The 16,496-nt window shown below is 43.2% G+C and carries 16 protein-coding genes, 1 other RNA gene and 1 other annotated feature; of the genes, 4 read left to right on the forward strand and 13 right to left on the reverse strand.

Annotated features, from left to right (window positions below):
- Positions 1-66: 66 nt before the first annotated feature.
- Together MHI46_RS12405 and MHI46_RS12410 are read left to right on the forward strand one after the other, a co-directional pair.
- Positions 67-720: an amino acid ABC transporter permease gene (locus MHI46_RS12405; RefSeq protein WP_039180271.1), complete on the forward strand. Its 654-nt coding sequence runs from the start codon at positions 67-69 to the stop codon at positions 718-720.
- A gap of 15 nt (positions 721-735) precedes the next feature.
- Positions 736-1,386, forward strand: a complete 651-nt coding sequence (locus MHI46_RS12410; RefSeq protein ID WP_039180274.1) for an amino acid ABC transporter permease — start codon at positions 736-738, stop codon at positions 1,384-1,386.
- Between the two features lie 80 nt (positions 1,387-1,466).
- Here the strand turns inward: MHI46_RS12410 and MHI46_RS12415 are convergent, their stop codons facing one another.
- The 8 genes from MHI46_RS12415 to MHI46_RS12450 form a co-directional block, all read right to left on the reverse strand.
- Positions 1,467-1,598 (reverse strand): YrzQ family protein, encoded by a 132-nt coding sequence (locus tag MHI46_RS12415; RefSeq protein ID WP_064497881.1) that lies wholly within the window; start codon positions 1,596-1,598, stop codon positions 1,467-1,469.
- A 20-nt stretch (positions 1,599-1,618) separates the two neighbouring features.
- Entirely contained in the window at positions 1,619-1,810 is a 192-nt protein-coding gene (locus MHI46_RS12420; protein ID WP_003216308.1) for a hypothetical protein, read from the reverse strand.
- Positions 1,811-1,823: 13 nt separating this feature from the next.
- Positions 1,824-2,342, reverse strand: a complete 519-nt coding sequence (locus tag MHI46_RS12425; protein WP_052196552.1) for a PRC-barrel domain-containing protein — start codon at positions 2,340-2,342, stop codon at positions 1,824-1,826.
- A gap of 268 nt (positions 2,343-2,610) precedes the next feature.
- Positions 2,611-4,995 carry an ATP-dependent RecD-like DNA helicase gene (locus MHI46_RS12430; RefSeq protein WP_024423121.1) on the reverse strand — a complete coding sequence of 795 codons (2,385 nt, stop codon included), beginning with the start codon at positions 4,993-4,995 and terminating at the stop codon, positions 2,611-2,613.
- Between the two features lie 19 nt (positions 4,996-5,014).
- Positions 5,015-5,668, reverse strand: a complete 654-nt coding sequence (locus tag MHI46_RS12435; RefSeq protein ID WP_025092425.1) for a tetratricopeptide repeat protein — start codon at positions 5,666-5,668, stop codon at positions 5,015-5,017.
- A 60-nt stretch (positions 5,669-5,728) separates the two neighbouring features.
- Positions 5,729-6,847, reverse strand: coding sequence for a tRNA 2-thiouridine(34) synthase MnmA (mnmA, locus tag MHI46_RS12440; RefSeq protein WP_039180282.1), 1,119 nt, complete (start codon positions 6,845-6,847; stop codon positions 5,729-5,731).
- A gap of 94 nt (positions 6,848-6,941) precedes the next feature.
- Positions 6,942-8,084 (reverse strand): cysteine desulfurase family protein, encoded by a 1,143-nt coding sequence (locus MHI46_RS12445; protein WP_144491367.1) that lies wholly within the window; start codon positions 8,082-8,084, stop codon positions 6,942-6,944.
- Positions 8,085-8,102: 18 nt separating this feature from the next.
- Complete coding sequence (locus MHI46_RS12450) at positions 8,103-8,522, reverse strand: Rrf2 family transcriptional regulator (RefSeq protein WP_024423125.1); 420 nt, start codon at positions 8,520-8,522, stop codon at positions 8,103-8,105.
- A gap of 208 nt (positions 8,523-8,730) precedes the next feature.
- Here MHI46_RS12450 and MHI46_RS12455 point away from each other — a divergent pair, with 208 nt between their 5' ends.
- Positions 8,731-9,996 carry a replication-associated recombination protein A gene (locus MHI46_RS12455; RefSeq protein ID WP_342502834.1) on the forward strand — a complete coding sequence of 422 codons (1,266 nt, stop codon included), beginning with the start codon at positions 8,731-8,733 and terminating at the stop codon, positions 9,994-9,996.
- A 33-nt stretch (positions 9,997-10,029) separates the two neighbouring features.
- Here the strand turns inward: MHI46_RS12455 and MHI46_RS12460 are convergent, their stop codons facing one another.
- The 5 genes from MHI46_RS12460 to MHI46_RS12480 all read right to left on the reverse strand — a co-directional run bounded on the left by MHI46_RS12460 (position 10,030) and on the right by MHI46_RS12480 (position 14,757).
- Complete coding sequence (locus MHI46_RS12460; RefSeq protein WP_039180291.1) at positions 10,030-10,794, reverse strand: tRNA threonylcarbamoyladenosine dehydratase; 765 nt, start codon at positions 10,792-10,794, stop codon at positions 10,030-10,032.
- Positions 10,795-10,886: 92 nt separating this feature from the next.
- Positions 10,887-11,067: non-coding RNA, 6S RNA (gene ssrS, locus MHI46_RS12465), on the reverse strand.
- Between the two features lie 77 nt (positions 11,068-11,144).
- Positions 11,145-12,923 carry an aspartate--tRNA ligase gene (aspS, locus tag MHI46_RS12470; protein WP_099663571.1) on the reverse strand — a complete coding sequence of 593 codons (1,779 nt, stop codon included), beginning with the start codon at positions 12,921-12,923 and terminating at the stop codon, positions 11,145-11,147.
- 18 nt (positions 12,924-12,941) lie between these two features.
- Entirely contained in the window at positions 12,942-14,216 is a 1,275-nt protein-coding gene (gene hisS / locus MHI46_RS12475; RefSeq protein ID WP_024423129.1) for a histidine--tRNA ligase, read from the reverse strand.
- 73 nt (positions 14,217-14,289) lie between these two features.
- Positions 14,290-14,528 (reverse strand) — a binding site (T-box leader).
- A 58-nt stretch (positions 14,529-14,586) separates the two neighbouring features.
- A complete protein-coding gene (locus tag MHI46_RS12480) occupies positions 14,587-14,757 on the reverse strand; it encodes a YrzK family protein (RefSeq protein WP_003216250.1) in 171 nt (56 codons plus the stop codon).
- 137 nt (positions 14,758-14,894) lie between these two features.
- Here MHI46_RS12480 and MHI46_RS12485 point away from each other — a divergent pair, with 137 nt between their 5' ends.
- Positions 14,895-16,475 carry an SH3 domain-containing protein gene (locus MHI46_RS12485; RefSeq protein ID WP_342502835.1) on the forward strand — a complete coding sequence of 527 codons (1,581 nt, stop codon included), beginning with the start codon at positions 14,895-14,897 and terminating at the stop codon, positions 16,473-16,475.
- Positions 16,476-16,496: the final 21 nt, after the last annotated feature.

Genomic DNA, 16,496 nt, shown 5'->3' on the forward strand with positions numbered 1-16,496 from the left:
TTAACATCAATGCCTCAGGTGAGCCGCTCAATGGCTCCCCTGTTGATCAGGAAGGAAGTGAACTGATTGCTGCGGTTTTCCATTCTCACTGAAAATTTTCATCTTTATTTAGAAGGCTTTAAATATACCATTGGTGCAAGTGTCATTGCTCTGATTGGAAGCTTTTTGATCGGTACACTCATTGCCATTATGAGAATTGCGCCATTTAGGCCGCTCAACTGGTTCGGAACGGCTTATGTGGAATTTATTCGGAATATTCCGTTATTATTGATCACCTTTGTTTTCTTCTTTGGTTTACCCGTACTAGGTATTGTAGCAGATGGGTTTACTGCTGGGACGATTGCTCTTGCCATTTATACGTCTGCCTTTATTGCTGAAGCCATTCGTGCAGGGATACAAGCTGTACCGCTTGGACAAATGGAAGCAGCCCGCGCTTCAGGTCTGTCATATGGCGGGACGATGCGGTATATCATTTTGCCTCAGGCGATTAAAATCGTCATTCCCCCTCTTGGGAATCAATTTATTAACCTTGTCAAAAACTCCTCGATTTTAGGTGTCATTGCAGGGTTTGATCTCATGTATCAAGGTGACCTTATTGCATCTAGAACATTTGTGACGTTTGATGTCTACATCTTTGTTGCCATGTTCTATCTGCTATTAACCATTCCGCTTAGTCTAGGCGTTGGTTATTTAGAAAGAAGATTAGCAAGAAGCCACTAGAGAGGAGGAATTATCTTGGATTTTATAGGTGCCTACCAGCCTGATCATCTCGCCTTTTTACTTGAAGGATTTGCTGTCACCTTAAAAGTGGCTTTTATCTCCATCATTTTGAGTTTTATCATTGGATTAGTCGTCGGCACATTGCGGTTCGCTCAAATTCCGGTTTTATCAAAAGTGCTTGCGGTTATTGTAGAAACCATACGGAACCTGCCACTTTTACTGATCATCTTTTTCACGTATTTTGCATTACCTGAAATCGGCATCAAGCTAAGCATCACAGCCTCTGCCATTGCGGCTTTAACCGTGTTTGAATCCGCGATGCTGTCAGAAATTATTCGAAGCGGCCTTAAATCAATTGATAAGGGTCAGATCGAAGCAGCCAGGTCTTCTGGTTTAACCTATATTCAAACATTAAAAATGATTATTATGCCGCAGGCCCTGCGCAGAATGGTGCCGCCAATTGTCAGTCAATTCATATCTCTTTTAAAAGATACGTCGCTTGCCGTTGTCATTGCGCTTCCAGAATTATTACATCACGCTCAAATATTAAACGGTCAAAGCCAATCCTATTTACTGCCGATTTTCCTATTGGCAGCTATGATGTATTTTGTCGTCAATTTCAGCTTATCCATTCTTGCAAGACGATTAGAATACAGGCAAGCGTAACAGCTCAAGTTATTGACAACTCTGGGCCCCGGTCTGAAAAAAACAAAGGGCTAAAATGAAGATCATTTTAGCCCTTTTGTTTACATCATTCTCATAACACGTTTTTTTAGCTTTTTCATATCCCGCTTTGATGGCATATCATATCGGCTTGCAAAGTGATATGCAAGTGCACCTGCACCAAGCGTTAATAGTGAAGAAGTCATTTTGCCCATTCGAAATTCCCCCTTAACACTTATAGTTGAATTGAACGTTCATCGTCACTAAACAGATCATCTAAGCTGCTTAGTGTCCCGTCTTCCTCCACTTGGTGTGTCGATATTTTGCCTTTTGACAGCGTCAATTCAATAAAACAGCCCCAGCAATAATATTGATTGACCCCAATTTTTCCGATGTCTTTACATTTGCAATTTGGGCAAATGAGCATAATCAGCACCTCTTTACGTTCGGTTTAGAACCAGTGCTTCCTTTTGAACGTTCATCAAGGTTCCGGCAGCCTGCAGCTGTTTCCGAATCCCTGATAGCTCTGTAAAGAAGCCGTCCGAGAGTTCATATGCTACGATTGTGCCCGAATTTGTACAAAAGTATACATCTTCCAAAATGCCTAAATTTTCACCATCAGGCGACTGCATCATTTTCTTTTTTAATTTCGAAAATAACAAGAATGGAGCAGAGGAATCCATGCCTACTCCCTCCTGGCAGCTCACATATAAACCTTTGTCTGTCAGCTGATCAAATCCAGAGAATGGAATGAGTGCACAGTCTTTCTTTTTCCCCTCTAACACATATCCTCCGCAGCTGCCTCCGGCTAAAAAGCAAATATCTTTTATGGAACCAAGCGATTGGGACAGCTCATCTGAATAGATCGTCATTCCTTCAAGTTCTCGGCATGTTCTCAAAATGTGCTCAACCACCTTTTGCGGAACAGTCTTATCGTGTGCGTTTGCTTCATGACTCATACGAAGAAATGGCTTCCATGAACGGAATGGAAGAAGTTCTTTCCGCGCTAAAAGGCTTCCGTATGGAAGCCTCAGATTGTTGACAAAGGGCTAAAATGATCTTGATTTTAGCCCTTTGTCTTCTTTTCAGCGTGATAGAAAACCTTTGCAGCCCTAGGAAGGACGAGCATCGGAGCGGAGCGAATTTGACATTCGTGAGCACCGGAGCGCAGGATTGACAACGAATGCGAGGGTTTGTCTACACGCTAAGGCTTCCATATGGAAGCCTCTACTCATGCATAAAATCAAACGGAGTGATTCCCTCCATGCCAATATTTGCGTCATGTACGCTAAACGGAAGCTCTTTTTGGAGCGCTTCAAGTTCTGCATCCATGATTTGTTCGGTTTGCACAAGCCGCATCGTTAAGGACGTTTGTCTGAGGGAATCCTCATTGTTTTTCACGCCCCACTCCAGTGCTGATTCCTCGCCGCACAGTATTAAAAACTTTTTACTTCGTGTTATAGCTGTGTACAGCAGATTACGCCGAAGCATTCGGTAATAGCTCCTCACAACTGGCAGCACAACAATCGGAAATTCACTGCCTTGTGATTTGTGGATGGAGCAGCAATAGGCATGTGTAAATTGATGAAAATCCTTTTTCGTAAAGGTGATTTCATTTCCATCAAAGGAGATCACGGCCATGTCTTCTTTTTCTGTATTTTCTTTTGCATAAAAAATCGAGACAATTTCGCCGATATCGCCGTTAAAAATATTGTTCTCCGGCTGATTCACAAGCTGAAGCACTTTATCACCTGTTCGGTACACCACATCACCAAACGGGATTTCTCTGCCTTTTGGTTTTTTAGGATTCAAAATGTGCTGCAGCATTTTGTTGAGCTCATTGATGCCTGCTTTTCCTTTATACATTGGTGCGAGTACTTGAATGTCCTTTGCCGAAAACCCTTTTTGAGCAGCATTGCTGACGACTTTCTCAATGACTTCTTTCATTTGATCAGCTGAACATTGAATGAAGGACCGATCCTTTGAGCGTGCAGTAATATCCTTTGGCAGCACACCATTTTTCATATCATGGGCAAGTTCAACAATAGTTGAGCCGTCTGCCTGCCGGTAAATATCTGTCAGAGTAACAGCCGGCACAGCTTTTGAGGCAAGCAAATCCCGTAAAACTTGACCTGGTCCTACAGACGGAAGCTGATGTTCATCCCCTACCATAATGACTTGGATATGATCAGGAATCGCTTTAAACAAATGATTTGCCAGCCAAATATCCAGCATACTAGATTCATCAATGATGACAAGCTTTCCTTCAATCGGCTGTTCCTCATCATGTGAGAAGCCTTCTGATCCGTTCCAGCCTAATAGCCGATGAATGGTGACAGCTGGAAGCCCTGTTGATTCTGTCATCCGTTTAGCTGCCCGGCCAGTTGGTGCCGCAAGTACAAATGGGAAGGATTCATCCTTTTTATAATCACTCGGATCAAGAGATACACCGTGAAGATCACTGTAAAGCTCAACAATTCCTTTAATGACCGTCGTCTTCCCTGTACCAGGTCCACCTGTTAAAAGCAGCATCGGGGACATGAGTGCCTTTTGAATCGCTTCCTTTTGAGTCGGTGCATACTGGACGCCTAACCGCTCCTCCAGCTCACCAAGTGCAAGCAGGAATTCTGATTCAGGAAATTGATCCGCGTATTCTGTTTGGGAGACGATTTTTTGAATGCGTTTGGCAACACTTTGCTCCGCGTAAAATAAGGATGGATGATAGCAGCGGTCATCTTCAATGATCATTTCTTTTCCTTCGCCAAGTGCAATGATCTGATTGGCAACATCCATTTCAGTCACTTTGTAATCATTGCCTGTTTGGTTGAGCAACTTGCGGGTTTCGACGATCAAATCTTTCGTTTGTATGTACGTATGACCGTCCTGTAGACTGGCTGTCTCCACTGTATATAGCAAGGCTGCGCGAATCCGCTCTGGATCATTACCTGAGATGCCTGTTCTAGCGCCGAGCTCATCCGCCTTAATAAATCCGATCCCCTCAACATCCTTAACAAGCTGATACGGATTTTCCTCGATCTTTTGCAGCGTTTCACTCTCGTACACTTGGTAAATCTTCATGCTGAGCTGCGGACCAAAGCCATATTGATTCAGGCTGATCATGATTTGTTCCAGTCCTTGATGTTCCTGAAGCGCTGCGGCCAGCTTATCCGCCTTCTTTTTGGATAAGCGCGGTACATCGTACAAAACAGCTGGGTCACGCATAATTTTATGAAGCGTCTGATTGCCAAGCTGTCCCACAATTTCTTCCGCCGTCTTTTTTCCTATCCCCTCAAATAAATCACTTGAGAGATAATGTATGATTCCTTGCTTCGTTGTCGGTACTTCCTTTTGAAAATGAGTGGCCTGAAACTGTTCACCAAATTTCGGATGGCTTGTGACTTTGCCATAAAAGGTGTAGGTTTCCTCCTCATGAAGTGCGGGGAAGTAGCCTGTGACAGATGCTGTTTTTTCCTCTAAGTTTTCCGATGTTTCAATGACTTTCACCTTTAACACCGAGTATAAATTACTTTCATTATGGAAAATAACGGCTTGAATGGTCCCCTTTAAAAACGGTTCGTCCTCAAGCTTCATTTGATCTGGATGTTCCTGCACAGGTCTTCCCTCCTTCCATCTATTCTGCTTCTTGAATCAGCTTTTGCGCATGTAGTGCAAGCATATGGTCAGGCTGCACGTCAATGGCTTTACCCAGCATCTCAAGCGCTTCGTCTTTTTTCTCTAAGTACGCATACGCAACCCCTAAATTATAAAAGGCGTCTGCATGCTGCGGATCACGCGTGATGACTTCAGTAAAAGTTGTCACCGCTTCTTCCAGCATGTGTTCATTGGCTAAGCACATGCCAAATTGGAATCTAGCTTCATTATCTTCTTCGTTTAGTTCAACGGCACGCTGAAGATACGGCATCGCAAGCTTTGGCTGCTCTAATTTGATGAGCGTCTGCCCAAGCATATAAAACAAATCACTATTTTCCATGCCCGCTTTTAGTGCTTGTTCAAAATAATCTTTCGCTTTCATAAAGTCTTCTTTTAATGTATACACATTTCCTGCCCCGTAATAGGCTGCGGCAGCAGTGTGATCAAGTTCAATTGCTTTTTGAAAAAAGTTTAAAGCACGTTCAAATTCATTGATACTTGAAAGTAAGTTCGCAAAGTTAATATATGGAACCGGATCCTTCGGGCTTTCTTCGATCGCTTTTGTAAAAGCTTCAGCTGCTTTTTCGATATTCCCTTGATTCAAGGCTTCTATGCCGATTTCGTTATGATTCATTCGCTCTCTCATCCTTTCATTAAAAAACCTCAACAGCGACGTTGAGGTTTTGAAAACATGCTACACATACGACAGCTTTTGACCATCTTTGAAGACATCGTCAATTGTACCGCCGCCAAGACATTCGTCACCATCATAAAAAACAACCGCTTGTCCCGGGGTAACAGCACGAACAGGTTCATCAAAGATCACCATCGCTTCTTGCTCACCTGTCATTTTGACCTTCACATGGTGATCTTCTTGACGGTATCTGAATTTTGCTGTGCACGTTAATTCACCGTTTTCCCCGACAATATGAGGACGAGTCCAGCTGATATTAACAGCTGAAATGCTTTCAGAGTATAAAAGTGGATTGTGGAAGCCTTGTTCAACAAACAAGATGTTTTTCTCCAAGTCTTTCCCAACGACAAACCAAGGATCACCACTACCGCCAATGCCAAGTCCTTGGCGCTGACCGATCGTGTAATACATCAGTCCATCGTGTTCCCCTTTTACTTCTCCGTCCATTGTCTGCATCACACCAGGCTGTGCAGGCAAATATTGACTGAGGAACGTTTTAAAGTTTCTTTCTCCAATAAAGCAGATACCTGTTGAATCTTTTTTCGTTGCTGTTGCGAGCTCTGCTTCTTTTGCCAATTCACGAACCCTTTTTTTCTCTAAATCACCGATTGGGAACATGACTTTATCAAGTTGTTCCTGTGTCAGCTGATTTAAGAAATACGTTTGGTCTTTGTTTGCATCAAGACCTCGCAGCATTTTGACTTCATCACCAGTTCTATCAACACGGGCATAGTGTCCTGTTGCCAAATAATCCGCACCAAGTGACAATGCATGCTCAAGGAATGCCTTGAACTTAATTTCTTTGTTACACATGACATCTGGGTTTGGCGTTCTGCCCGCTTTATATTCATCAAGGAAATATTGAAACACTTTGTCCCAATATTGCTTCTCGAAATTTACTGCATAATATGGGATTCCAATTTGGTTACACACGCGGATGACATCCTCATAGTCTTCCGTTGCTGTGCAAACACCATTTTCATCAGTGTCATCCCAGTTTTTCATAAATATGCCGATGACATCATAGCCTTGCTCCTTTAGCATAAGAGCGGCAACTGATGAATCGACTCCTCCGGACATACCGACCACAACTCTTGTATCTTCTGGTCTTTTTGTCATCTTCATCAACTCCAATTTCAATGAAACAACATACGCGTTTCGTTCTTCAGGTGCTTCGCTGTTTCATTTTTCACACACGAACAAAAGGAAGCATTTATTTGGCTAGGCGTTTGACAACAGCTGCTATCTTACGTGCCGCCTGCTTCACATGATCCTCTTCATTCCCAAGACCGAAGCTTATTCTGACTGAGGATGTCAGCTCTTTTGCTTCTTCGCCATACATGGCGCTTAACACGTGCGAAGGAAGGACAGATCCAGCCGTACATGCCGATCCGCTTGAAACAGCAATTCCTTCCATATCTAAATTCACAAGCAGCGATTCAATGGAGACGCCCGGGAAATGAACATTTAAAATGTGCGGCAATGTCTCTTTCGGATGTCCATTGATAGAGAAATTAAGAGATTCCTCTTCGAATACTTGCAGCATAGTTTCTTTGAGCTTACCATAATGCATCGATTTTTCTCTTCTATTTTGCTTCGTTAATTGAACAGCTTCTGCAAGTCCAACAATTCCTGCCACATTTTCAGTGCCAGCACGGCGCTTTCTTTCTTGTTCCCCTCCGAATATTTGCGGAGAAAGTTTCACGCCTTCGTTTACATATAAAAAGCCTGTTCCCATCGGACCGTTCAGCTTATGGCCAGAAGCAGATAAAAGATCAATATGGAGATCTGCTACATCAATAGGCACTGTGCCAAACGCCTGTACTGCGTCTGTATGAAAATGAGCAGTGTGATCATGTAGAAGTTCGCCAATGGCTTTGATTGGCTGAATCACACCTGTTTCATTATTGCCGTACATGACGGTCACAAGAATCGTATCATCTCTCAATGCTTGTTTTAATTGATCAAGATGAATCAATCCCGTTTCGTCCACATCTAAATACGTCACTTCAAATCCTAGCTTCTCTAGGCGTTCACATGTATGCAGCACCGCATGATGCTCTGTTTTCACTGTGATGATATGTTTTCCTTCATGCTGTCTTGCCATGGCAACACCTGTGATCGCCAGGTTGTCCGCCTCGGTTCCACCGCTTGTGAGGATGATCTCCTGTGGTTTACAGTGTAATTCTCTTGCAATGACTTCTCTTGCTTCATCGAGCCACTTTCTTGCCTCGCGCCCATATGAATGAATACTAGAGGGATTGCCAAATATCTCTGTAAAGTACGGCATCATCTTGTCCACAATACGCTGATCCATCGGCGTTGTGGCTGCATGATCTAAATAGATTCGTTCCATTTCCGGTACACCTCTGATCTAAATATAGAACATATACGAGTCTTGATCCCCGTCATCTGTGTAGCTTGCCAAGTCTTCAAGAGTTGTATTGTCTAGTACGTCTTTTACTGCATCACGAATACGAATCCATAGTTCACGCTTTGCTGGTTCTTCGTTTTCGATGACTTCAACAGGACTAATTGGTCCTTCTAATACACGAATAATATCACCTGCTGTGATCTCGTTTGGTTCATGTGCAAGAACATAGCCGCCATACGCACCGCGGATACTTTTTACAAGACGGGCATTGCGGAGTGGTGATACAAGCTGCTCTAAATAATGCTCAGACAAATCATTGTTTTGAGCGATTGATTTTAATGATGTAGGGCCTTCGCCATGTTTTTTGGCTAATTCGATCATGATCGTCAGACCATATCTGCCTTTAGTTGATATTTTCAAGTTAAACACCTCTGCGTTTTCTATTCTATGTCATCAATTATTTTTCTGATTTCATATACGCTGATATATAGACCAAAAGCAATTATATCATACTTTCAGCCAACTTTCATTTACGGGTACTGAGCATAATAGAAGGACGCATCCCTTTTCTATTTGAAGAAATTTCGGTACTCTATACAAACAAGACATTGCTTTAGGAGAGATAATTATGAAACCTTTAGCGTACCGGATGCGCCCAAGTCATATTGAAGACATTATTGGGCAGGAGCATCTTGTTGGAGAAGGTCAAATTATTAGACGAATGGTCGAGGCAAAGCATTTATCCTCGATGATTTTATACGGACCGCCGGGTATCGGCAAAACATCGATTGCGACCGCAATTGCTGGCAGTACAAGCATTGCTTTTCGTACATTAAATGCGGTCATTCATAACAAAAAGGATATGGAAGCTGTCGCCGCTGAAGCGAAAATGAGCGGACAGGTGATCCTTATTTTAGACGAAGTCCACCGGCTTGATAAAGGAAAGCAGGATTTTCTCCTTCCTTATTTAGAAAATGGCATGATCATTTTAATTGGCGCAACGACGGCTAATCCCTATCATGCGATCAATCCCGCCATCCGAAGCCGGACACAAATATTCGAGCTGAAGCCGCTTGAAACAGAGCAAATCAAAGCTGCGTTAACAAGAGCCTTACAGGATGAGCATCGCGGGCTTGGCGGTTATGAGGTGACCGTGGACGATGAAGCGATGAATCATTTTGCCAATGGATGCGGAGGAGACGTGCGTTCTGCTTTAAATGCACTAGAACTCGCTGTCTTATCGACAAAACCTGATGAGACCGGGCATATCAAAATTACTCTTGCCGCAGCAGAAGAATGCTTACAAAAAAAGAGCTTCTCACATGACAAGAATGGTGATGCTCATTATGATGTCCTCTCGGCTTTTCAAAAATCCATTAGAGGATCTGATACAGATGCTGCGCTGCATTACCTTGCCAGATTGATCGAAGCAGGAGACCTTGAAAGCATTTCAAGAAGATTACTCGTGATGGCTTACGAGGACATTGGCTTAGCCAGTCCGCAGGCAGGCCCCCGCGTGTTAAGCGCAGTACAAACAGCAGAAAGAGTCGGTTTCCCAGAAGCACGGATTCCGCTGGCGAACGCAGTCATTGAACTGTGTCTTTCTCCTAAGTCCAATTCGGCATATAAGGCGATTGATGCGGCACTTGGTGACATTCGTACAGGGAAAATTGGTGAAGTTCCAGTCCATTTAAAGGATGCACACTACAAAGGCGCCACATCACTCGGAAGAGGTGTCGATTACTTATACCCACATGATTACGAGAACGGCTGGGTGAAGCAGCAATATTTACCTGATCCGCTGAAAAACAAGCAATACTATGTACCGAAGCAAACCGGAAAATTTGAAGGTGCATTGAAACAGGTCTATGAAAATTTAAAACGCCAAAAATAAAAAAAGCCCCCTGCATATTAGCAGGCGGGCTGTTTATTTATCCTTCACACGTGTAATCGGAATATCCTTTAAAAGCTTCATAATGACATGACCACCCATGATCAGTCCGGCAACAGACGGAACGAACGCATTGGATGATGGCGGCATTTGCGCCTTGCGAATCTTCGCTTCATCATTTCCAACTTCTTTTCTGACATCTTCGCGAATGACAATCGGACTTTCGTCAGAGAAAATGACTTCAATTCCTTTACGAATCCCTTCCTTACGCAGACGTGTTCTCACGACTTTTGCAATAGGATCGGTATGTGTTTTTGAAATATCATCGATTTTGAAGCGTGTCGGATCTGTTTTATTCGCAGCTCCCATACTTGAAATGATGTTCACACCGCGGTTCAGACACTCTTTCATTAAATGAATTTTATAGTGAATGGTATCTGAGGCATCAATGACATAATCAAGCGGATACTCAAAAAATTGCTCGTATGTTTCCTCTGTATAAAACATCTTAAGCGCAACAACTTCACATTCTGGATTAATATCAGCGATTCTCGCCTGCATTAAGTCAACCTTTGGCTGGCCAACTGTTGATAGCAATGCTGGAAGCTGACGGTTTACATTTGTAATATCAATATCATCTTTATCAACAAGAACAATACGGCCAACGCCGGAACGAGCGAGCGCCTCTACTGCGAATGAACCAACGCCGCCCACACCAAGCACTGCAACTGTACTGTTTTTTAGTATATTTAAGCCTTCCTTGCCAATGGCAAGCTCGTTTCTTGAAAACTGATGTAACAAGTGCCTCACTCCACCTTTATTTAAAATGAATCGAAAGAATCATATCATATTCAGACTTCTCCGTCATCCTTCTCTAAAAGAAAAAAACACAAAAAAGTCCCGATGACGCCGCCAGCATTTCCTTCGTTTTGAACCCCGCACCATGCAGGTGGGTGCTTTCTTCCTGACTTTATAAGTCCTCTAATGAGGCATTTATGCAGAAAGGAAAGGCAAGCTCCCGTATAAAAAAATGTTCGGTCAAAACTAGGTAACCACCGTACGTATCAGGACTTTATTTATTGATTGATGAAAGCATATCATAGGCATATTTCTTTTTCAAGCGTTTACATACCTATAAACATGCGCCTATTTTACTGTTTTACTTTTGTTTTAATCGCTAAACTCAGCTCATCAAGCTGCGCCTCGCTCACATGGCCAGGGGCATCTGTGAGAACGCAGCTCGCACTTGCCGTTTTCGGGAATGCAATCGTATCCCTTAAGTTAGAGCGGCCTGCAAGCAGCATCACTAAACGATCAAGCCCAAGCGCGATTCCGCCATGCGGAGGAACACCATGCTCAAACGCATCCAGAAGGAAGCCGAATTGTTCGTAGGCCTCTTCTTTTGAAAAACCAAGTAAGCCAAACATTTTTTCTTGAATGTCCTTTTCAAAAATACGAATAGAACCTCCGCCAAGCTCGTAGCCATTCAGCACAAGATCGTAAGCCTGTGCCTTCATGTCTTCTGGGCTTGTTTCAATTAATTCAAGATCATCGCGAACTGGCATTGTGAATGGATGATGGGCAGCATAGAAGCGGCCTTCTTCTTCATCCTTTTCAAGCAGCGGCCAATCGACAACCCATAAGAAATTGAATACAGACTCATCGATCAGTTCAAGCTCTTTACCAAGTTTTAAACGAAGTGCACCAAGTGCATCATGAACAACAGACGTCTTATCTGCGACAAAGAGTAACAGGTCGCCTTCTTCAACTTGCAGCTGTTCTTTTAATTCAGCTTGCTTTGCATCATCAAAGAATTTAGCGATCGGACCTTTTAATTCAGTCCCTTCTGCTTTTAGCCAAGCTAGACCTTTTGCACCGTAGTTCGCTGCAAATGCACCAAGTGCATCAATGTCTTTTCTTGAATAGTTCGATGCAGCCCCTTTTACATTGATGGCTTTCACAGCTCCACCATTTTTCACAGCGCCACTAAACACTTTGAAATCGGAGTCTTTTACCGTATCTGAAATGTTAACCAGCTTCATCTCAAAACGTGTATCCGGTTTATCAGAGCCATAGGAATTCATGGCTTCATCGTATGTCATACGAGGTAATGGCAATGTAAGGTCTACACCTTTGACATCTTTCATTACCTTCGCCATCATCTCTTCAGCAAGCGTCATGATGTCCTCTTGACTCATAAAGGACATTTCAATATCGACTTGTGTGAATTCCGGCTGACGGTCAGCACGCAAGTCTTCATCTCTAAAACAGCGGGCAATTTGATAATAACGGTCCATGCCAGAAACCATCAGCAATTGTTTAAATAATTGCGGAGATTGAGGCAGTGCATAAAATTCTCCCTCGTGTACACGGCTTGGAACAAGATAGTCACGCGCACCTTCTGGGGTACTTTTCGTTAAAATTGGTGTTTCAATGTCTAGAAAGCCGTTGTCGTCTAAGAAATGGCGGAATGCTTTTGTGACTTCATGTCGCATTTTCATTGTTTCAAACATTGCAGGGCGGCGAAGATCCAGGTAACGATATTTTAAACGAACATCTTCTGATACCTCGTCTGCTTGATCTGAAATCACAAATGGAGGAGTCTTCGCTTCATTTAAAACGGTGACCGTTTCGACTTGAATTTCAATTTTGCCCGTTTTTAAATTTGGGTTGATCGTTGCTTCTTCTCTTGCGACAACCGTTCCTTTAATATCAAGGACATATTCGTTACGAATTGATTCTGCTGTCTCAAGCGCCTCTTTTGATAAGTCTGGATTGAAGACAACTTGTACAATCCCTGAACGGTCACGCAAATCAATAAAGATTAAACCGCCTAGGTCACGCCTTTTTTGAACCCATCCTTTTAATACAACTGACTGACCGATTTGGTCTTCTGTTACTTCTCCACAATAAAAAGTTCTACCAAACACGAACATTCCACTCCTTCTTTACGCTTTCTGGTGGGCCTTCAACATTTGAATCAGCTCATCAAGCTTCACTTCAATTTGTTCACCCGTAGTTGTATCTTTCACATTCACAATTTGCTGTGCAAGTTCATCTTCACCAAGAACTGCAATAAATTTGGCTTTTAAACGATCAGCTGCTTTAAATTGTCCTTTTAGTTTCTTCCCTGTATAGTCCATTTCACTTGAGATACCTTCTTTTCTCAGACGGTTTAATAATGAAACAGAATAATCCTTCGCTTCATCTCCGAGAGCAGCAATGTATAAATCAATACCATCTTGCAGAGGAAGCTCAATTCCTTCAGCATCGATCGCTGATAGGAAACGCTCAATACTCATCGCAAATCCGATCCCTGGTGATTCAGGACCGCCAATTCCTTCAACGAGTCCATCATAACGGCCGCCGCCGGCTAATGTTGTAATCGCACCAAAGCCTTCTGCATTACTCATGATCTCAAATGCTGTGTGATTGTAGTAATCAAGACCGCGCACTAAATTTGGATCGACGACATACTCAATGCCTATATCTGATAAGTATTGTTTGACCTTTTCAAAATACGTCCGTGATTCTTCATTTAAGTAATCTTGAATGGATGGAGCCGTTGTCATCAGTTCATGATCACGATCCTTTTTACAATCAAGAATGCGCAGCGGATTTTGATGTAAACGAGTTTGACAGTCGTGACAGAATTCCTCAATTCTTGGCTCAAAGTGCTTGACCAGTGCTGTGCGGTAGTCTGCACGGCTCTCTTTGTCACCAAGGCTGTTAATGACGAGTTTTAAGTTAGAAAGGCCTGCTTTCTCATACACACTCATCGCAAGTGAAATGACCTCTGCATCAATGGCAGGATCTTTGGAACCAATCGCTTCGATTCCAAATTGATAAAATTGACGATATCTTCCTGTTTGCGGACGTTCATAGCGGAACATTGGTCCGATGTAATACAGCTTAGTTGGCTGAGCCGGCTGTGCAAACAATTTATTTTCAACATAAGAACGGACGGTTGAAGCTGTTCCCTCTGGACGGAGTGTGATGCTACGTCCTTTTTTATCTTCAAATGTGTACATCTCTTTTTGAACGATATCAGTTGATTCGCCTACTCCCCGTGCAAACAGCTCTGTATGCTCAAAAATCGGTGTGCGGATTTCTTTGTATTGAAAGGCTGCACATGTATCTCTCGCAATTTGTTCAACATACTGCCAGCGTTCTGACTCTCCAGGTAAAATATCCTGTGTGCCTCTTGGAATATTAAAGCTCATTTTTCGTCCTCCTACGACCATCATTCATTTTTTATGTGGACATATAAAAAACCCCCGCCTCTACTATGTGTATAGTAGGGACGAGAGTTATACCCGTGGTGCCACCCTAGTTGGAACATGATCAAGCATGTTCCCGCTCAAATCCTTAACGCAGATTCACGTTCTCCGCCTATTGACTCATTTTTCGAGCGTTCAGCAGGAAACCTACAGAGTGTTCTTTCGTGATAAATGCCATGCGGATTCGCTTTCAGCCTAAGGCGATTCCTCTCTGCTCACGCAATTTACCCTACTATTCTCTATCATCAGTTCCACATTTTAAATTTTCAAGTGTGTTGATTTATATTATAATAAGGTCGGTGCTGCCACTCTGTCAACCCTTGCCGTGCCTCTTTTTCTTTTCCAGCTCTTCTTTTGACGTACATCCGTATTCAGATGCGGTTTCTTCAAGGAAGCCTGGCTGATCCATTTCGTCATGCTGCCAGCGGTCGATATCACGATGTCCATTATATTGCACTCGTCCTAATTTTCTGCTTAATCTCATGTTTGTACATCCTTTTATCACATTTTTATTTAGTATAAACAGATTGATTCATTTTTATTAGGGAAACTGCAAGGAATTCATCCACTACATAACGAATTAACATTCATCGGTTTTACAAGGGAGGGGAAAACACCGTTTTGAATCTGAAAAAACACAATCAAATGATGATGCTGCTTACTTGTTTTGTTCTCATCGCGAGTTCTTTGCCTATGACACATGCTACAGCACAAACAGATCAAGCTGTGGTCGCAACAGATGAAATCAATGTGAGGACGGGCCCTGGTTTAAGCTATGGAATCGCAGCTGTTGTAAAACGCGGCGAAAGTTATCCTATTCTCACTGAACAAGGAGAATGGGTGCAGATCCAATTATCAAACGGACAAAAAGGCTGGGTCGTCTCATGGCTGATCACCACATCATCCGGCGCTCAAAAAACAGAGAAACCAAAGGCGCAAAGTCAAAGCACGGCTGGAGGCAGTACCATTACATCGACAGCTTCCGACCTTCGCATCCGGACAGGCCCTGGGACTTCCTATCAAGTGATTGGTACTTTCCCGCAAGGCGCTTCCGCTAAAAAGCTCGAGACAAGCGGCGAATGGACGAAAATTTCTTATAAACAAGCAGAAGGCTGGGTTCACTCTGATTATATTTCAGGGGGGCAGAAAACTTCTCAATCAAGCTCCGGTGGGTCTTCTCGCTCTAACCAGACAGGCACAGTTGGCGTATCGAGCTTGAATGTGAGGCAATCCGCGGCACCAAATGCACAAGTCATCGCTTCACTTGCCCGCAACACACAGATCACCATTTTGCGAGAGCAGAACGGCTGGTATGAAATTGAGGGGAAAGGCGTAAAAGGCTGGGTTGCAAGCTATTACATTGTCACAGGCAAAGGAGCAGGCTCTGCACCTGAAAAGAGTTCATCCTCTTCGGCTTCTGAGCAAAAAGCGTACATTGTCTATGACGGCACCAACATTCGAAAAAGCGCTTCTACCTCTGCTGGGATTGCAGAAAGAGCAACAAAAGGAGCTGCCTATCACATTGTTCGGACGCAAGGTGACTGGTACGAGGTGACACTATCAAACGGCGGGACTGGCTATGTAGCGAGCTGGGTCGTTCAAACGAAGAAAAATAGCAGCGAAGCGCCAAGACCTCAGCAGGATTCATCGTCTGGGACTGGTTCTTTAAAAGGAAAAACGATTGTTCTTGACCCTGGTCATGGCGGAAAAGACAGCGGCACAATTGGCGCAGACGGTGCTTTTGAAAAGAACATCACCATCAAAACCGCCAATTTACTAGCAGGCAAATTAAGAGCTTCTGGTGCAAATGTATATTTAACTAGAAGTGACGATACATTTATCAGCCTTCAATCGAGGGTGGCGACATCTCATTACCGAAATGCAGATGCATTTATTAGTCTTCATTATGATAGTTTTATGGACCAAAGTGTTAGAGGAAGTACTGCGTATTATTATCACGCAGCAAAAGATCAGCAATTAGCGTCAAGCGTTCATTCCGAAGTCGCAAAACGCTCTCAAATCCCTGATAAGGGTGTCAAATTCGGAGATTACTTTGTTTTAAGAGAAAACAAACGCCCTTCCCTTTTATATGAACTCGGGTATTTAAGCAATCCTCAGGAGGAAGCGATCATTTATAGCGCCTCTTACCAAGAACGAGTCACAGAAGGAATGACTGAAGGATTAAAACAATATTTCCGTTAAAAAGAAAGAGGCCTCTGCGCC

The organism is Bacillus sp. FSL K6-1000, from assembly GCF_038630785.1.
GTDB classification, from domain to species: domain Bacteria; phylum Bacillota; class Bacilli; order Bacillales; family Bacillaceae; genus Bacillus; species Bacillus safensis.